This is a genomic window from Segatella oris (assembly GCF_900637655.1).
GTDB classification, from domain to species: domain Bacteria; phylum Bacteroidota; class Bacteroidia; order Bacteroidales; family Bacteroidaceae; genus Prevotella; species Prevotella oris.
Genome location: NZ_LR134384.1, coordinates 2,156,653 through 2,174,494, shown reverse-complemented (window position 1 = coordinate 2,174,494; position 17,842 = coordinate 2,156,653). Strand labels below are relative to the sequence as shown.

General features: G+C 45.8%; 13 protein-coding genes and 2 tRNA genes. 6 read left to right on the top strand and 9 right to left on the bottom strand.

Annotated features, from left to right (window positions below; translation table 11 throughout):
* Positions 1–358: 358 nt before the first annotated feature.
* Positions 359–1,813, bottom strand: a complete 1,455-nt coding sequence (locus EL210_RS09060) for a PepSY-associated TM helix domain-containing protein (RefSeq protein WP_018919233.1) — start codon at positions 1,811–1,813, stop codon at positions 359–361.
* Between the two features lie 351 nt (positions 1,814–2,164).
* Here EL210_RS09060 and EL210_RS09055 point away from each other — a divergent pair, with 351 nt between their 5' ends.
* On the top strand, positions 2,165–2,644 hold the full coding sequence (locus EL210_RS09055) for a MarR family winged helix-turn-helix transcriptional regulator (protein WP_018919232.1): 480 nt from the start codon (positions 2,165–2,167) through the stop codon (positions 2,642–2,644).
* An 8-nt stretch (positions 2,645–2,652) separates the two neighbouring features.
* Complete coding sequence (locus EL210_RS09050) at positions 2,653–3,258, top strand: glutathione peroxidase (protein ID WP_018919231.1); 606 nt, start codon at positions 2,653–2,655, stop codon at positions 3,256–3,258.
* 111 nt (positions 3,259–3,369) lie between these two features.
* Here the strand turns inward: EL210_RS09050 and EL210_RS09045 are convergent, their stop codons facing one another.
* The 5 genes from EL210_RS09045 to lon all read right to left on the bottom strand — a co-directional run bounded on the left by EL210_RS09045 (position 3,370) and on the right by lon (position 11,449).
* Positions 3,370–4,701, bottom strand: a complete 1,332-nt coding sequence (locus EL210_RS09045; protein WP_018919230.1) for an NADP-specific glutamate dehydrogenase — start codon at positions 4,699–4,701, stop codon at positions 3,370–3,372.
* A 244-nt stretch (positions 4,702–4,945) separates the two neighbouring features.
* The gene (locus EL210_RS09040) at positions 4,946–6,574 is read right to left on the bottom strand and encodes a DEAD/DEAH box helicase (protein ID WP_026285856.1); all 1,629 of its coding nucleotides are present in this window, start codon (positions 6,572–6,574) and stop codon (positions 4,946–4,948) included.
* Positions 6,575–6,580: 6 nt separating this feature from the next.
* Positions 6,581–7,855 (bottom strand): LptF/LptG family permease, encoded by a 1,275-nt coding sequence (locus EL210_RS09035; RefSeq protein ID WP_018919228.1) that lies wholly within the window; start codon positions 7,853–7,855, stop codon positions 6,581–6,583.
* 7 nt (positions 7,856–7,862) lie between these two features.
* Entirely contained in the window at positions 7,863–8,990 is a 1,128-nt protein-coding gene (gene tgt, locus EL210_RS09030; RefSeq protein ID WP_018919227.1) for a tRNA guanosine(34) transglycosylase Tgt, read from the bottom strand.
* On the bottom strand, positions 8,987–11,449 hold the full coding sequence (lon, locus tag EL210_RS09025) for an endopeptidase La (RefSeq protein ID WP_004376641.1): 2,463 nt from the start codon (positions 11,447–11,449) through the stop codon (positions 8,987–8,989). The genes tgt and lon overlap by 4 nt, the downstream gene beginning before the upstream one ends.
* Before the next feature lie 148 nt (positions 11,450–11,597).
* Between lon and EL210_RS09020 the strand changes: the two genes are divergently transcribed.
* On the top strand, positions 11,598–12,293 hold the full coding sequence (locus EL210_RS09020) for a tRNA1(Val) (adenine(37)-N6)-methyltransferase (protein ID WP_018919226.1): 696 nt from the start codon (positions 11,598–11,600) through the stop codon (positions 12,291–12,293).
* 537 nt (positions 12,294–12,830) lie between these two features.
* On the opposite strand, the gene EL210_RS09015 is transcribed toward EL210_RS09020, so the two are convergent.
* Entirely contained in the window at positions 12,831–13,862 is a 1,032-nt protein-coding gene (locus EL210_RS09015; RefSeq protein ID WP_004376638.1) for a diacylglycerol/lipid kinase family protein, read from the bottom strand.
* 255 nt (positions 13,863–14,117) lie between these two features.
* Here EL210_RS09015 and spt point away from each other — a divergent pair, with 255 nt between their 5' ends.
* From spt to EL210_RS09000, 3 genes are all read left to right on the top strand, one after another.
* Positions 14,118–15,305, top strand: coding sequence for a serine palmitoyltransferase (gene spt / locus EL210_RS09010; RefSeq protein ID WP_004372571.1), 1,188 nt, complete (start codon positions 14,118–14,120; stop codon positions 15,303–15,305).
* Between the two features lie 149 nt (positions 15,306–15,454).
* Positions 15,455–15,528 (top strand) — tRNA-Pro (locus tag EL210_RS09005).
* Between the two features lie 26 nt (positions 15,529–15,554).
* Positions 15,555–15,628, top strand: a tRNA-Pro gene (locus EL210_RS09000).
* Positions 15,629–15,759: 131 nt separating this feature from the next.
* On the opposite strand, the gene EL210_RS08995 is transcribed toward EL210_RS09000, so the two are convergent.
* Positions 15,760–16,407, bottom strand: coding sequence for a DedA family protein (locus tag EL210_RS08995; RefSeq protein ID WP_026285855.1), 648 nt, complete (start codon positions 16,405–16,407; stop codon positions 15,760–15,762).
* Positions 16,404–17,831, bottom strand: coding sequence for a tetratricopeptide repeat protein (locus EL210_RS08990; RefSeq protein ID WP_018919223.1), 1,428 nt, complete (start codon positions 17,829–17,831; stop codon positions 16,404–16,406). Before EL210_RS08990 ends, EL210_RS08995 begins: the two co-directional genes overlap by 4 nt.
* Positions 17,832–17,842 lie beyond the last annotated feature (11 nt).

Here is a 17,842-nt window from a genome sequence, read left to right as displayed (position 1 = left end):
AAATCATTTCGTTGGAAATACGCGAGTTTTGAGCCTTTGAAGCAATCGCTTGATATACAGAGTGTTGGAGCTGTTAGCCTTATTTTGAACGCTGTTCTGCTGCAAAACAGATGGTGACTTGCGTCAGATTAGCGTGTGAAGTGACTCAAATCACCCTTTAATCTGAGTCAAAACAGCATGCAATTTGGTGCATATTCCAAGCTGATTTGCCTGATTTTGTCTTCGAAGTAGGCCGAAAAAAGGTTTCCGTCTCTGCTATTTGTGACAATAATCGCTGGATAATCGTTTCTTGATTTCTATTTGCACAGAAATCAGAGGCACTTTTTTCTGCAATTAATTCTTACAAAACAACTCTTTGTCATGCTGTTTCTTTTTTCTTTTCCCGACGCTGACAGCGTATTTTCCAACCGCTCCAGAGGCACCATAGTATGGCAAGTCCGATGATGAAAATATAGAGAACATTGCCTATTCCGAGGAAGGTATAGATGCGTCCTGTGTGGATTTCAAGGCTAAGGTTGCGCAACGACATGGGCAGCTTCTGCATGGTTACGGGCATTTTAATGCTCTTGCAGCCTGTGTTATAGTCGACTACATACTCATATTTGCCGAAATCATTGCTGTAACCCGCAATGGCATGGTCGCTGACAGGTATGCCTTTGGGGGCTTGGGCAGGGCCATGTGTGAAGTAATCTGCAATGATATCCGTAGTGCGGTCCCATATATACATGCCACTGAACGAGCCAATCAGCCAGTAACCATTTTCATCTTGTGTCTCAACATTGATGCCCATGACGCTCACAGGAGGTTGATGTGTAATGGGGTGGGGCGTGGCCTGCAGGTCTTTAAGCGTGAAGAAACCGTTGGAACTGTAAAGAAGCCAGTCGCCTTGTGCTGCATCATACCGCAGCGAACGCAGTTGGTCGTTCCAGCTGTTGTTGCTGTCCATCACCGAAAATGGCAGGGCCGGCACCCTTCCCGAAGCGATGGCAAGCAATGCAGGAGGGCGCAAAAGCCACCCTGTGACACAGAGAAACACGGTGAAAACAATGCTTATCCGTCCGATGTGATTGTGCCATGAGCCTGCTTTCTGATACAGATGAATCTTCTTCCCCCACTTGGGATGCACCCAATAGATAATGCCTGTGAGAACAAGAAAAATGAGAATGAGGGCTATGAAGTCTACAAAAAGCACACCGAAGATGCCAAACAGTTCGCCACTATGCAGTAGCCATACGGTGCGGAAAAGCGACACTTTGCCGTCATTGTTGCTTGCAGGGCGGAGCATGATGCGTTGAAACTGGCGGTAAGGTGGGGTGCTGAGATAGACGAAAGAACGCCCGGTGATGAGCAAAGAGTCGCCTCTTGTTGTGATATCACTTAGTTTTTCGTGATTGCCGATGGGCAGATTGATGCTTTCCCAGCGGTTTCCTATAAGTTCGTATAGTCCGTATTGTCCTGCAGCAAAGAGTCTTCCAGAAGGTATAAAGGCCATTCCACGCACGTTTCTGAAGTCGGCTCCGCTCGGCATTCCTTGATTGAAAACATTGAATGACTTGGCTGTGCTGTCGGTTTGCCATATTCCTGCGTTTCCATAAAGGAGCACTTTGTCGTGCCATTTCACGGTGCCGCGAAGAAGTCCACGGTTCCATTGGCTGTATTGATAGCTTTCGGGAAGATACGATCTGCTGATGTTGATGTCGCTGAATAGGGCAGGATGGTTGAGCACAAGCCCTGAAAGACAAAACATGAGCAGGAAGAAGCTGAGCAGAATGCCCAGCCATTTATGATGTTTATGCCATGTGGTCTTTTTCATATCCTATGGAATTAAATGCTGCTAAGGCTGCAAAGTTACAATGTTTTTCGTTATTCAAGCATGTTTCTGTGTTGTTTTTATCCTCTGTTTCAACATTTTTTACGGGGTTGTCTTACTTAAAATTAAATGTTGTTCTATCGCTTACGATGAGAGTTAATAAGGCTTAAATGTGATTGCTTTTATTTGTTTGCTTGACTTTTTTACGTATCTTCGCATCGAAGACGATATATGTAACAGGCTGACACGTAAGAAATTCAGAGACAACAGGCGATATGTGGCTGTTGATGTGATACTTTTCGGTGTATTAAATGTGAACAAGGAATAAAATATAATCATTCAGAATAGCGTATTATGGCATTTGAACAATTGAAATTAAGTAGTCAGATTTGCTTTCGACTCTATTCGGCAAGCAGGCTCGTAACGCAGACGTATAAGCCGTTTCTCGACAAACTGGGGATTACATATCCGCAGTATTTGGTGCTGATGGTGCTTTGGGAGGCCGACAATCAGCCGGTTAATGACATTGCACATAAGCTGCTTTTGGAGACCAACACGGTGACGCCGCTCATTCAGCGCATGGAGAAAATGGGATTGGTCATCCGTACAAAAGGCATCGTTGATACGCGACAGCGCATCGTTTCGTTGACCAAAGAAGGGAAAGCCATGGAGAAAGAGGCTGCTAAAGTGCCTGCCTGTATGCTTGAACATTTCGCTGATTGCGGACTGAAGAAAGAAGAAGTGTTCCGATTGGTGCCACTTCTTGATGAGGTAATCAACAGGTTGAAAGACCATACAAAAGATGATTTTACAACTTCTAAAACTAAAAAATAGGTAAAAAGATGAAAAGATTTCTCGTAGTATTCTTGGCTTTTGTTGCCTTGACAGCATCAGCACAGAGCGATGTTTACGGCTTTAAGGTGGCCGATGAAAATGGTAAAGAGATGGCTTTGGAGCAGTGGAAAGGTAAGGTATTGTTGATTGTCAACACGGCAACGAAATGCGGTTTCACGCCCCAGTATAAGGAACTTGAGGCTCTGTATCAGAAATATGAGGCAGAGGGTTTCTGCATTTTGGATTTCCCTTGCAATCAATTTGGACAGCAGGCACCTGGCAGTGCGGCAGAGATACATCAGTTCTGTACGGCGAATTTTGATGTTCATTTTCCTCAGTTTGCCAAGATTGAGGTGAATGGTCCCCATGAAAGTCCGCTCTATTCTTATTTGAAGCGAGAGGCGGGTTTCGTGGGTTTCGGCTTTGGAAAGAAAGCAGAATTCATGGATAAAATGCTCAAGAAGAGCGATCCTATGTATGCTTCGAAGCCGGATATCAAGTGGAATTTCACGAAATTCCTTATCAATAGAAAAGGTAAAGTGATAGCACGTTTTGAGCCTACTGCTGATATGAAGGAGGTTGAAGAGGCTGTTGCGAAATCATTAAAAGACTGAAAAACGGAAGGCCTTAGTGCTTTCTTTCTGTATAATAGACAAACAGAAAAGGGGAGAAGCCGTGATGGTTTCTTCCCCTTTTTTATTTTGTTTTGCAGCAAGATGTTGCGTTCAGACGATTCCTTGCGCCATCATTGCCTTGGCAACCTTTAGGAAACCGGCGATGTTTGCACCTTTGACGTAGTTGATATAGCCGTCAGCTTCGGTGCCATATTTCACACAATTGGCGTGAATATCGTCCATAATGGCGTGGAGCTTGGCATCAACTTCCTCACGTGACCACTTCAACCGTTCTGAATTCTGGCTCATCTCAAGGCCTGAAACAGCTACACCGCCTGCGTTGGAAGCCTTTCCCGGACAATAAAGTATCTTCGCGTCTTGGAACACTTTGGTAGCTTCGGGGGTGGTTGGCATGTTTGCACCTTCGCTGATGGCTATCACTCCATTGGCAACAAGCGCCTTGGCAGCCTCCTCGTTGATTTCGTTCTGTGTGGCACATGGCGTTGCAATGTCGGCCTTTTCGAACCAAGGTTTCCCCTCAGAATATTTGACTCCGTATTTCTCGGCATATTCCCTGATACGTCCTCTTTCAACATTTTTAAGTTCCATGATATAGGCAAGTTTCTCCTCATCAATGCCATCCGGATCATAGATATAGCCGTCGGAATCGGAGCAGGTGACGGGTTTTGCACCCAATTGCAGCAGCTTTTCAATGGTATATTGTGCTACATTGCCGGCTCCCGACACGAGGACTGTCTTGCCTTTCAGGTCGATATTGCGGGTCTTGAGCATATTCTCCAAGAAATAAACGTTGCCATATCCTGTTGCTTCAGGACGTATCAACGAACCGCCAAACTCCTGTCCTTTGCCGGTAAGAATGCCTGAGAATTGGTGGGTTAGCTTTTTATATTGGCCAAAGAGATAGCCTACCTCGCGGCCACCTACACCGATATCACCGGCCGGAACATCCTCGTTCGGCCCGATATGGCGATAGAGTTCGTTCATGAAAGCTTGGCAGAAGCGCATGACTTCAGCATTACTTTTGCCACGAGGAGAGAAGTCGGAACCACCTTTTGCACCGCCCATCGGCAGGGTTGTCAATGAATTTTTGAACGTTTGTTCAAAGGCAAGGAACTTCAAAATAGAGAGGTTTACAGAGCGATGAAAGCGCAATCCGCCTTTGTATGGGCCGATAGCGTTGTTGTGTTGGATGCGATATCCCATGTTGGTCTGCACATTTCCTTTGTCGTCTACCCATGTAACGCGGAACTCAATGAGGCGGTCGGGAATGCAAATTCGCTCGATAAGGTTCGCTTTTTCAAATTCGGGATGCTTGTTGTACTCTCCTTCAATCGTGCCAAGTACCTGACTGACAGCCTGAATATATTCAGGTTCGTTAGGAAATCTGACCTTCAGTTTTTCTACAACTTCTGTTGCTTTCATAATCTTTTTCCTTTTTATAGTTTGCTCGAATAACTTTCTCTATTTTGTGATTGCAAAGTTATAGAATTCTATTTGAAATGCAAACAAAAAGAAAGTTTTTTGTTGTGAATAGTGTGAAATAGTTAGTTGATGACAAGAAAGATGAGGTGGCAGCGCTACTATAGGGTTGATATGGTTTGTATTAAATAAAAAAGAGGGAAGCCTGTACGGTTTCCCTCTTGCATAGTATGTTGCCTGGCGCAACTTATTTCATTCTGAAAATCTTCTTCAAGAACTTCTTGATGCCGCTTTCCGGCTTTGCTTTCTGTGTGACAGTTGGGTTGCTTTGTGAGCGGTTCTGGCGCTTTTCAGTCTGTGGATTGTTGCGTTTCTTGTAGTTACCTTCCACATTTCCGCGACGCTTTTTGCGTTGTTGCTGTTCACCATTACGCGGTTTTGCTGTATTTCTCGACTCGTTAGGCCTACCGTTGCGTGGCTCGTTGTTGCGCTTGTCACCACGGGTATCGGCATTTCTGTTGCCCCGCTGGTTCCTGTTGTTTTGTGGATTGCGCTCTTTGCTGTTGCGCTGTTCCTTGTTTGTTTCAGTGCCGTTGGACTGCATTTCAGCATTATTGTTGCGCTGACGGCGGTTCTGCTGCTTCTTGTCCTTATGCGAAGTGCGGTCTCGGTTGTCGCGGCGTCGGCTCTTGGCAGAACTGCCACGCTTCGGCTTTCCTGCTGACTTATACTCTGGCCCGTCGCCCAATCCAACCGGCAGTGGCGTCTTCTCAACTTCTTTTTCAAGGAATTTTTCAATCTGTTGGAAGTAATAAATGTCGTCTTCGGAGACGAAAGTGATGGCTGATCCTTCGCGCGCTGCACGTGCAGTACGGCCGATGCGATGCACATAATCTTCGGCATCGTGGGGCACATCATAGTTGATGACCATGGCGATATCGTCGATATCAATTCCTCTGGCCACGATGTCTGTAGCTACAAGCACGTCGAATTGACCGCTCTTGAACTTGAACATGACGTCGTCGCGGGTAGCTTGGTCAAGGTCGGAGTGCATTTCACCGCAGTTGATATGCTTGCGTTGAAGAGCCCCTGCAACCTGTTTCACTTTCAGCTTACTGCCACAGAAGATGATGACACGCTCGAGATCGCCATTCTTGAAGATGTCTTTAATGATGCCCATCTTCTGCGTTTCATAGCATACATAGGCACTTTGCTTAATCTTTTCTGCGGGTTTACTGACAGCGAGTTTAATGACTTTCGGGTTCTTGAGCAATGTCTTTGCAAGGTCTTCAATCTTATCGGGCATCGTTGCAGAGAACATAATGGTCTGGCAAGTCTGTGGAAGTTTCTTGGCAATCTTAATGATGTCATCAGAGAAACCCATGTCGAGCATACGGTCGGCTTCATCGAGAATGAAGAACGAAACCTTGCTCAAATCCACGTTGCCCAAGCTGATATGTGAGATAAGACGGCCTGGAGTAGCGATGACAACATCGGCTCCTAATTGCAGACTTTTCAGCTCTTGATCATATCGGTTGCCGTCATTTCCACCATAAACGGCTACACTGCTCACGCCATTGAGATAGTAGCCGAAGCCTTGCATGGCCTGGTCTATCTGCTGGGCTAACTCTCGTGTAGGGCTCATGATGAGGCAGTTAATGGCGTTGTCGGGATACCCTCCGTCGTCAAGTTTGCTCAGAATAGGGAGCAGATAGGCTGCCGTTTTGCCGGTTCCTGTCTGTGCTACCCCCAGGACATCATTGCCTTTGAGGATTTCGGGAATACAGTTTTCCTGCACCGGTGTGCACTTTTCGAAGCGCATATCATAGAGTGCATCAAGGACATTGTCGTTTAATTCTAATTCGTCAAAATACATAATCATTTAATTTGGCGCCTGTCTGTAGCAGAAATAAGCTACAACGGCGAAGATGAAGTTTGGTATCCATGCGGCAATAACAGGTGGAAGATTGGCATTGATAGCAAACGTTGATGATACGGTCTGCAACATAATATACCCGAAACTCAGGGCCAGACCGATGCCCAGATACAAGCCCATGCCGCCTTTTCTCTTTTTGGCGGAGAGCGAAAGACCGATGATGGTCAGGATAAAGGATGCGAAACTGGCTGCTATTCGCTTGTGGTATTCCACCTGATACTGTACCACATTGCTTGATCCTCTGTCGATTTGTTTGGAGATATAATCACTCAGTTCGGGGTTTGTGAAAGTCTCCTGTTGGCCTTTGGAATACACGAGGTCGGTTGGTTCCATCATGATGGTTGTGTCCTTTTTCTCCCCGTTTTCAATCTGTTCCCGATAGCCGTTGAACTTCCTGATCTTGTAGTTCAATGCTGTCCAATGATACTTGGAGTCACTGATCGTGTCGTATTGTATCTCCGTTGCAGTCATGTGGCTTACGAGTTTCTTGTCTTGAAACTTGTCCAAAGAGAAGCCATAACCTCGTTTGGTGTTATTGTCATACTGCTGGATATAGGCGATAACACCACTCCCAACCTGCAGCATGACATTGTCGGCTGCCGTGTTTTTCTTGTTGTTCTTATACAGAGATTCGAAGTCTTGGCGTATGACATTGCTGTGCGGAATCACGTAACCGCTGAGATAGAATGACACGGCTGAAATCAGAATACATGTAATCATATAGGGGCGCATCAGCCGTTTGAATGAGACACCTGCGGCCAACATTGCTATAATCTCACTGTTCCCGGCTAACTTCGAGGTGAAGAAAATCACGGCGATGAACACGAAAAGCGGACTGAACAGATTGGCAAAATAAGGGATGAAGTTCATGTAGTAGTCGAACACAATGGCTTTCAATGGCGCATGGTATTCGCTGAATTTTGCCAAGTTCTCATTGATGTCAACAACAATTGATATGCTGATAATCAGTGCAATGGAATAGATATAAGTTCCTATGAACTTCTTGATAATATACCAATCCAAGCGTTTGATGTAGCGGAAAGGATTGATGAAACGGAGCCACGACAAGTTCCTGCCAATCCGTTTCGCCATGCGTTGCAGCCAAAGAGTATGGGCCTCAAGCCAGAGAAACAAACGGTGCAGCCAGGCCGGATGTTTGCTCATCCAGCGCAACACGCGATACCATTTGGTGTGTTTCCTTATCTTACTGAATTCAGTCATCTTGATTTTATAAACGTTGCCCGAGCTGATCTATGACCGACTTCTTCCATGTGACGAAGTCGCCCTGCTCAATATGCTGCCGTGCATCAGTCACTAAGCGCAGGTAGAAAGCCAAGTTGTGAATGCTTCCAATCTGCATGGCCAACAGTTCCTTGGCCTTGAAGAGGTGGTGAAGATAAGCTTTGGTGTAGACTCTGTCAACATCACAGCCCTCCGGAGCAATCGGTGTAAAGTCGTTTTCCCATTTCTTGTTGCGCATGTTCATCGTACCATTATAGGTAAAGAGCAATGCATTGCGTCCGTTTCGCGTAGGCATCACACAGTCAAACATATCTACACCGCGTTCGATAGCTTCGAGAATGTTCTGCGGAGTGCCTACCCCCATGAGGTAACGAGGCCTGTCTTTCGGCAGAATTTCATTGACAACCTCAATCATCTCATACATCACTTCTGTCGGTTCGCCTACAGCTAGACCGCCGATAGCGTTTCCATCCGCCCCTTTGTCTGCGACAAACTTGGCTGCTTCCTGTCGTAGATCCTTGTAAGTGCAGCCTTGCACGATAGGGAAAAGACTCTGGTTGTAGCCATAGAGAGGCTTGGTCTCATTGAAACGCTTGATGCATCGGTCGAGCCAACGCTGTGTCATACTGAGACTTTTCTTGGCATATTGATAGTCACTCTTGCCGGGTGGACACTCATCGAAAGCCATCATGATGTCCGCACCGATAATCCTTTCCGTGTCCATCACGTTTTCCGGAGTGAAGATATGCTTGCTTCCGTCGATATGTGACTGGAAAGTGCAGCCCTCTTCTGTAAGCTTTCGAATGCCCGTCAGTGAGAAAACCTGAAATCCTCCGCTATCCGTCAGGATGGGACGTTCCCATCCATTGAAGCCATGAAGACCTCCGGCTTGGCGCAATATGTCAAGTCCGGGACGCAAATACAAATGATATGTGTTGCCAAGAATAATCTGGGCATTCACCTGTTCGCGTAGTTCGCTGAAATGAACTCCCTTTACTGTTCCTGCCGTTCCCACGGGCATGAAGATTGGAGTCTTGATTTGTCCGTGGTCTGTCGTGATGATGCCCGTCCTTGCATCACTGGCGTTGTCGGTATGCTGAACTTCAAATGTCATTTCTTTTCCTCTTTTTCTTCAGGTATTGTGAGTGTAACAGCGTTGTCAACCAACTTGTCTGTAAGGGCGAAATCCCACACCTGCTGAATGTTCTCTACATAGTGGAACTCCACATTCGTGCGGTATTTCTCTGGAATTTCCTCAATGTCCTTCATGTTTTCCTTACACATCACGATGTCTGTAATGCCGGCACGCTTGGCTGCCAATATCTTTTCCTTGATACCGCCGACAGGAAGCACCTTGCCACGCAGGGTAATCTCGCCCGTCATGGCCGTGTTCTTGCGCACTTTGCGCTGCGTAAGTGCTGAGGCTATCGATGTTGCAATCGTGATACCGGCCGACGGGCCGTCTTTCGGAGTGGCTCCTTCGGGCACGTGGATATGGATGTTCCAATTGTCGAAAACGCGATAGTCAATGCCCAATTTGTCTACATGTGCCTTGACATATTGCAGTGCAATCATGGCCGACTCTTTCATTACGTCGCCTAAGTTGCCTGTCAATGTGAGCTTGTTGCCCTTACCTTGGTTGAGGGAGGTCTCAATAAAGAGGATTTCTCCGCCTACACTGGTCCATGCCAACCCTGTAACCACACCGGCATAGCCGTTTCCTTGATAGATATCGCGATAGAAAGGAGCCTTTCCAAGCAGGCTTTCTATCTTGTCTGCTGTGATGTCTGAATTTTCAATCTCGCCCTTGACCGCTTTCTGATAGGCTAATTTGCGCAGGGCTTTATTGATTTGTTTCTCCAATTGGCGCACGCCGCTTTCGCGTGTGTACTGTTCGATAATCTTTTCAAGTGCGGCCTTGTTGAACTTTATCTTCGGTTCGTTGTTCGCAAGTCCGTTGTTCTCAAGCTCACGAGGGACAAGATGCCGCTTGGCAATCTCAATCTTCTCCTCCGTGATATAACCGCTCACTTCGATGACTTCCATGCGGTCGAGCAGTGGGCGGGGAATGGTGTTGAGGTCATTGGCCGTAGCAATGAAGAGCACTTTCGACAAGTCATAGTCAACATCAAGATAGTTGTCGTGGAACGCATTGTTCTGTTCGGGGTCGAGCACCTCTAATAATGCCGATGAAGGGTCACCGTTGATAGTGTTCTGAGTGACTTTATCTATTTCGTCAAGAATGAAGACCGGATTGCTCGAACCGGCCTTTTGAATGTTCTTGATGATGCGTCCCGGCATTGCACCGATATAGGTTCTGCGGTGTCCGCGGATTTCAGATTCGTCGTGAAGTCCGCCCAATGACATGCGCACATATTTGCGGTTCATGGCCTCGGCAATGCTCTTTCCCAATGAAGTCTTGCCCACACCGGGAGGCCCGTAGAGGCAAAGAATGGGTGATTTCAAGTCGCCACGCAGTTTCAGTACAGAGATATATTCGAGAATTCTCTCCTTTACTTTCTCCATACCGTAGTGGTCATGGTTGAGCACTCGCTCTGCTTTCTTCAGGTTGAGATCGTCTTTCGTATAGACCCCCCAAGGCAGGTTGACCATGTTCTGCAGGTAGTTGAGCTGCACACTGTATTCAGGACTCTGCGGATTGTAAAGCTCCAACTTGTCGAGTTCCTTGTAGAATGCCGTCGCAACTTCTTCATTCCATTTCTTATCCTTGGCCTTCTCCAAAAGCTCACGATGTTCAGGTGAACCGTCACCATGGCCGAGTTCTTCCTTGATATTCTTGATTTGCTGTTGCAGGAAGTATTCGCGCTGCTGCTCATCAAGGTCCATTCGTGTCTTCTGACGTATCTCCTGCTTGAGTTTCAGCAGTTGAGTTTCGCGGTCAAGTATTTTAAGCAGACTGTAAGCCCGTTTTTCTGTATCATCAATTTCAAGCAGTTTCATCTTGTCTTTGATGCTGAACGGCAGCGTGCTGCACACATAGTTGATTGTGACCACTTTATTTTGAATGCTCGACAAAGCAAACTGTGCCTCGTCGGGCATGTCTTCATTGAGTCCGATATACTCTTTGGCGCTCTTCTTCACCGTTTCGCAAACAGTGATAAACTCCTTTTCTTTTTCGCTCGGGAGCTGCTCGGGATTTGGTGAAACGATACCGGCAAAGAAGGGTTTCATCTTCGTAAGACTCTCCAACATGCAGCGGCCGAGTCCCTGAACGATAGCCGTGAGGTTGTTTCCCGGCCCGGGCATCTCAATCACTTTGACCACTTTGGCATATACACCGGTAGTGTAGAGGTCGTTGAAAACGGGATTATCAACATTGGAGTCGCGCTGACAGAAGATGCAGAATATGGTATCCGGATGCTTGTCAAGATGCTTGATGAGTTTCACGCTGGCTTCTCTGCCCACAAGAATAGGGGAGACAACGCCGGGGAAAACCACCAGATTGCGAGTGGTAAGAATAGGAACCTCGCCCAAAACATTCGTGTTGAGGAGATTCGAAATGTCGCCTTCGTAGTCGGCAATCATTTGTATTGATGTATTTTTGTTGTTCATTTTGCTACTTGAAAACTAATGGTGTGCAAAGATACGCTTTTTTAATCAGAAACTTGGCAAACGTCAGCATAAAATGCTTTTAATAATGTGTAAATCCGTAAAATGTATAAAATAAACGGTCAATTTCTACGTTAAAGAGGGTAGGAATATGAGTAACAGTGTCTTCAAATTCAAGAAGTTTGCCGTCAATCAAGACCAGTGTGGCATGAAAGTAGGCACCGATGGCGTGCTGTTGGGGGCGTGGGCGCGTGGTGGAAACCGTGTTCTTGACATCGGAACAGGTACGGGGGTGATTGCATTGATGCTGGCCCAGCGCTTTCCCGAAGCCAAGATAACGGCTATCGACATAGCAGAAGAAGCCTGCCGACAGGCCAAAGAAAACGTTTCAGCCAGTCTGTTTGCACATCAGGTGCAGGTGGAACAGACCTCATTGCAGGAGTTTGAAAGTGCCGAACGGTTTGACTGCATTGTCAGCAATCCTCCTTTTTTCGTTAATTCTCTGCCAAATCCCGATGCCGCTCGCAGCATGGCACGCCATACTGCCACGTTGTCTTATCGCATGCTTTTTGCCGGAGTGAAGCGGTTGCTGACTCCTTTGGGATGCTTTTCGGCCATTATTCCTGCCGACTGTCAGTCGCAGTTTGTGGCTGAAGCTACGCTCACGGGCTTTTCTCTGTCGCGTGTCTGTGGGGTGAAAACGGTGGAGCGGAAGCCTGTGAAGCGTTATCTCTTGGAGTTTCAGCAGGCATATTGTGCTGAGCGCGAAGAGGAAACCGTCTGTCTGATGCAGCAAGGGGAGCGTTCGGAATGGTATCAATGTCTGACAGAAGATTTTTATTTGTAGCCTCTTGAAAATGATATTGTAATTTATTTAACAAAACATCGTCTTAGATTTCAATATTCCCGACGAAAAGTTTTCTCGTTTCAAATACGCGAGTTTTGAACGGGTTTGTAACGCTCTGACATACAAGGTGTTGTACTTCTCGAATGATTTCAGTTCAGAAAAAGGCACAGAAAACGGTGCTGTTTCATGTCATTTTACCCTCTGATTTGCCTTGTTTTACACTGTGTTTTGCGTCATTAAGCACGGTAATCTGCATCAGATTGCAAGGTCTTTTGCGTCAAGTTACAGCATCGGGAGATTGAAGCGGAGGACTGATATCGGTCAAAACGCTTTGTTGCATCCTGAAAAGCACTCTTTCATTTTCTATTTGTGGAGTTTTGAAAGGTGTCTTTTTTGGTTATAATAATTTACAAATAAGAGTCCCGTTAGTTCTGTTTCGTCATTCAGAAAGCCTTGTTGAAACTTATAATTTGCCCATGATATCATGTTTTTCGCATAGGAAAGTCAGGGAAGAATGGTTGATTTTATTGCGTTTTCTTAGAGATTCAATCTCCTTTGTATTTTCTTGTTGATTGCCAATATGTGCCTGCTCTGGCGGTTGATATCTTTGCGAAGGCTGTTGAATTCATTGAAAAGGTCGGCTGCAGCATTCTGAATTGCGTTTGGTCTACGCAGTCGTTTGTCGCCATGGGGGTTCACGATGATGTTGATGCCCTTCTCTTTCAATTCCACTTCAATGTCTTCACCGGTCATTACGGGGTCGCCATCGTAGTGGATATAGCCCGGTTTATTGCGGTGGATGTGTAGGTGTTTGCAGCGGAAAGTCTTGATTTTAGAGTTCTTGTCGAGTGTCTTGTTGAACATGTCGATACTGATCTGCGGTGCTTCAAAGGCATCAAAAGGCTGCATGACGATGATATCCATGAGTCCGTCGCTCATGGAAGCCTGCGGTGCAATATAGGCATTGTTGCCATATTGTGAGGCATTGGCACACGAAATGAGAAAGGCTTTGAGTCGTGTGGTGCCGCTTTCATCACGGATTTCATAGGTTTCAGGCTTGTATTTCAGGCCCTCTTTCAATACGTTTTCTACGTAGGTGATAGGGCCGCGCTTGCCTGCTTCGGCAAACTTATGACTGACGAAAGCGTCAAAGCCCATGCCACAGGTGCAGAAAAACGGGTGCTCATTAATGATGCCGTAATCGAGTTGATGAATTTCGCAGGCGTTGATAATCTTGATTGCCTTAGCCATGTTGAGGGGTAACAGCAAATGACGGGCAAGCCCATTCCCCGAACCACAGGGGATAATGCCCAAGGCAGTCTGTGAATGAACGATAGCGCGTGCCACCTCGTTGACCGTTCCGTCACCGCCCACAGCAACGACAATGTCGACATGGTTGTCCTTAGCTTCAGTGGCAATCACGCTGGCATGTCCCGCATATTCAGTGAGTTTGATTTCATAGTCGAAAGCTTCGTGGTCAAGATAGCGTTCAATCAGTTTGGGAATTCCGGCTTTGCTGGCCGTTCCCGAAATGGGGTTCATAATGAAAATAATCTTTTTTTTCTCCATCTGCTGTTTTTCTTTAACTGAGAAAAGCATTCGCATAGCATGAAAAAAACTTTCAAATAGCAGAATGCAGTGCTTTGATAAAACCGAGTGCAGCTATATCTTATGCAAAGATAATAATTTGTCTTATAGAACAATCTGCCGAAGCTCATAATTTACATAAATAGCATATTTCTTTTAAAAAGTGTATAATATGTTGGTGTTTTTTTGTATCTTTGCAGCCAATTAGTTTTAAAACAGTTTTTCTACACCAATAGAATGGGACAATTACAAGAAAGATACAAGAATTATCGTGAGCCTCAGAAGTACATGAAGGCTGGTGTGTACCCATATTTCCGCGCTATAACCAGTAAGCAGGGTACAGAAGTTGATATGGCTGGTCATAAGGTATTGATGTTTGGTTCAAACGCCTATACCGGCCTTACTGGTGACAAGCGTGTGATAGAAGCAGCCAAGAAAGCCCTTGACAAGTATGGTTCGGGTTGCGCAGGAAGTCGTTTCCTGAATGGTACTCTTGATATTCACGTGCAGTTAGAGAAAGAACTTGCCGAATTCATGCACAAGGATGACACGCTTTGTTTCTCTACTGGTTTCTCTGTTAATCAGGGAGTATTGGCCCAGGTGGTAGGTAAGGGTGACTATATTATCTGCGATGATCGTGACCATGCAAGTATTGTTGACGGTCGTCGCCTTTCTTTTGCCCGCCAGCTTCACTATAAGCACAACGATATGGAAGATTTGGAGCGTGTGCTGAAAGGTCTTCCCCACGAGGCAATCAAGCTGATTGTCGTTGACGGTGTGTTCTCTATGGAGGGTGATTTGGCTAAGTTGCCGGAAATAGTAGAACTGAAACATAAGTACAATTGCTCTGTCATGGTAGACGAAGCCCATGGTTTAGGTGTCTTTGGAAAGCAGGGGCGTGGTGTTTGTGACCATTTCGGACTGACTGACGAGATTGATTTGATTATGGGAACTTTCTCAAAGAGTCTGGCTTCTATCGGTGGTTTTATTGCCAGCGACAAGGATACCATCAACTTCCTGCGCCACACTTGCCGTACCTATATATTCAGTGCGTCAAACACTCCGGCAGCAACAGCAGCAGCTATGGAGGCACTTCATATCATCCAGGAGGAGCCCGAGCGCATTGAGCACCTGTGGGAAGTGACCAAGTATGCTTTGAATCGCTTCCGTGAAGAAGGCTTTGAGATTGGCGAAACCGAAAGTCCTATCATTCCGTTGTACGTGCATGATGTTGAAAAGACATTCCTTGTAACGAAGTTGGCCTTTGATGCCGGTGTCTTCATCAACCCTGTTATTCCTCCTGCATGTGCTCCGCAAGACACTTTAGTGCGCTTTGCTTTAATGGCAAGTCATACGAAGGAAGAGGTGGAGCGTGGTGTTCAGGCATTGAAGAAAATCTTTGTTGAACAGGGAATCATCAAGTAAAACCTTGTTTTTTACAATAGAATATAGAAGGGTTGCATGCTGTTGCAACCCTTTTTTGATGAAGGAAATTTGAAAAAGTATATATTTTATTTGGCTACGTGAAATAAAACTGCTACCTTTGCACTCGCAAAAGAGAGAAGCTTATAAAGCGGGGTGTAGCGCAGCCCGGTAGCGCTCCTGGTTTGGGACCAGGCGGCCGCAGGTTCGAATCCTGTCGCCCCGACTTTTAATTTCTTATTCTTGATGCAGCGGGGTGTAGCGCAGCCCGGTAGCGCTCCTGGTTTGGGACCAGGCGGCCGCAGGTTCGAATCCTGTCGCCCCGACGTGAAGACAATCTCAATTTGAGGTTGTCTTTTTTAGTTTATACCGAAAGAGAAAGGATGAAAGTAAAGAGATAAGAAAGTAAAAAGGAATGGCTTTCTGTCTGTTTTCACTTTCTTATTCTTTTATCTTTTTACTTTTCTTCATCCAACCCCTGCTGTCTTCTGCGATTGAAATACCATTTAAAGAGGAAATAGACGAAGGCAATGGCGACTGCAACCATGATGAAGAACTTGATATAATCGCCATATTCCATGATTTTATCGTTGAGTTGATCTTCCGGTACAGCAGAATGCAGATACCAACCGAGAGCTGCAAGGATGCAGTTCCATGCTCCGGCACCGATTGTTGTGTAGAGAAGGAATTGCCAATATTTCATTTTTGCTAATCCTGCAGGAATGGAAATAAGGTGGCGTATGCCAGGAATCAGGCGGCCGGTAATGGTCGCTACCATACCATGGTCATAGAAATATTTCTCGCTTTTCTCGACTTTATGCTGATTGAGCAGACACATCTTGCCCCATTTACTATTGGCAAAGCGATAGATAATCGGGCGACCTAAGAAGTGGCCGGCAAGGTAGTTGATGGTTGCTCCGCAGTCTGCTCCAAGTGTAGAAAACAGGATAACGAGCCAGATATCTAAGTTTCCGCCTGCTGCATGATAGGCTGCTGGCGAAACAACGAATTCAGAAGGGACTGGGATAACTGTACTTTCAAGTAACATTAGTAGGAAAATCGTACCATAGTTGAGGTTTCCTAATAGTGTTGATAACCAATTCATGAGAAATTGTTTTTGTTGTTGATAAGATAATGATAGTAGTCTTCAGGCTCCATTTCATCAGGGAAATAAGGTCCCAAAACCAATTTTGCCTCTGCCGGAGTGTAGCATACTGCTTTCTTTACGGCTTCTTCATATTCCTGTTGATAACCTAATTCGAGGCAGCAGACGGCAAGATAGGGATAGACGGGCAGTTGTGTTCGCGTTGTCACTCCCGACATATTCTTGAGAATTTCGTAGGCAGAGTCGGCATAACCATTATCCAGAAACGACACTGCTATCTTCAAATACATCTCTGGAGTGTTTTTACTTTTGACCAAAGCCTCGTGGAAAATCTTAGCAGCCTTGCCCGTTTCTTGATGTTCGAGATACAGATGTCCACGAAGAAGTGACAGTTCAAACGGCTCGTTTAGCGGTAGGCCTTCGCATTTGTCAACATAGGCCAAAGCTTCATCAAGCTTATCTTGCTTGGAAAGGATATAGGCTATCTGTTCATAAATCTGCAGACGGAAATGGTCATTCTTCTGACAAAGTGACTCGGCTTTGTAGAGGTGGAAAAGAGCTTCGTCGTTTTTCTTCATCTCGGCCAATACCATTCCTTTCATCATTTCGCCGTTGACCTCTTTCGGACAGAGTGCAGCGAACTTCTCAAAGCATTTCAGTGCCTCTTCATTCTGTCCCAAGGCAAAGAGTCCATTACCCTTGTTGAGCAGGGCTTCAGCATCGTTTGGATTGATAGCTAAGGAGTATCCGCTACTCGAAATGCTCTCAATGAACTTATTTTCCAACAGTTGTGTGGCGGCCAGATGGTTCCAGTGGGCTTCACAGAAAGGGTCTTTATCAATCAAATCTGTAAAGATACGCTCACTTTCTTCCAAGTGTCCAAGTCCCATTTCTATCCGTCCCATAGTTTCCCAATAGTCAGGGTCTGTGTCGTCTTCACATCGTTCAATCCATTGGTTGGCTAATTCAAATTCATCATAATCGGCAAACAGAATGGCCACTTCAATGAAATAACTGTCGAGTTCATCGTCTTCCACATCTGAAATATGGTCATACAGATACTGATTGGCTTCATCTGACAGTCCTTCCGTAATCTTGATTTCAGCTGTAGTGTAGTAATATTCTAAACAATCTTTGTCTGTAACGCATGCAAGATACTGCTTGGCACTCTCGATGTTGTCTTCAATCATCCAGGCCATTCGTGCTCTGAAAACGAGTGGCAACACTGAACCGGGAAACAGACGGATGGCATAATCAATCGTTTCGATAGCCTCGGCAGTCCGTTGATTGCGGTCATAGTATTCTGCAATACTCGTAAGTACATCCGAGTCAAGATAGATTTCTTCTCCTGACCTGCGTGCTTCTTCATATTGCAGTAAAGCCTTTTGGAAAGCCTTGCTGTCTAAATGATCTTGATTATTCAATGTTCTTGTAT

What these genes read in the sequence shown, in the direction of transcription:
- spt (WP_004372571.1), top strand. Translation starts at nt 14,118, where the DNA reads ATGGGACAATTACAAGAAAGATACAAGAATTATCGTGAGCCTCAGAAG.
- EL210_RS09015 (WP_004376638.1), bottom strand. Translation starts at nt 13,862, where the DNA reads ATGGAGAAAAAAAAGATTATTTTCATTATGAACCCCATTTCGGGAACG.
- EL210_RS09045 (WP_018919230.1), bottom strand. Translation starts at nt 4,701, where the DNA reads ATGAAAGCAACAGAAGTTGTAGAAAAACTGAAGGTCAGATTTCCTAAC.
- lon (WP_004376641.1), bottom strand. Translation starts at nt 11,449, where the DNA reads ATGAACAACAAAAATACATCAATACAAATGATTGCCGACTACGAAGGC.
- EL210_RS09020 (WP_018919226.1), top strand. Translation starts at nt 11,598, where the DNA reads ATGAGTAACAGTGTCTTCAAATTCAAGAAGTTTGCCGTCAATCAAGAC.
- tgt (WP_018919227.1), bottom strand. Translation starts at nt 8,990, where the DNA reads ATGACATTTGAAGTTCAGCATACCGACAACGCCAGTGATGCAAGGACG.
- EL210_RS09050 (WP_018919231.1), top strand. Translation starts at nt 2,653, where the DNA reads ATGAAAAGATTTCTCGTAGTATTCTTGGCTTTTGTTGCCTTGACAGCA.
- EL210_RS09040 (WP_026285856.1), bottom strand. Translation starts at nt 6,574, where the DNA reads ATGTATTTTGACGAATTAGAATTAAACGACAATGTCCTTGATGCACTC.
- EL210_RS09060 (WP_018919233.1), bottom strand. Translation starts at nt 1,813, where the DNA reads ATGAAAAAGACCACATGGCATAAACATCATAAATGGCTGGGCATTCTG.
- EL210_RS09035 (WP_018919228.1), bottom strand. Translation starts at nt 7,855, where the DNA reads ATGACTGAATTCAGTAAGATAAGGAAACACACCAAATGGTATCGCGTG.
- EL210_RS09055 (WP_018919232.1), top strand. Translation starts at nt 2,165, where the DNA reads ATGGCATTTGAACAATTGAAATTAAGTAGTCAGATTTGCTTTCGACTC.
- EL210_RS08995 (WP_026285855.1), bottom strand. Translation starts at nt 16,407, where the DNA reads ATGAATTGGTTATCAACACTATTAGGAAACCTCAACTATGGTACGATT.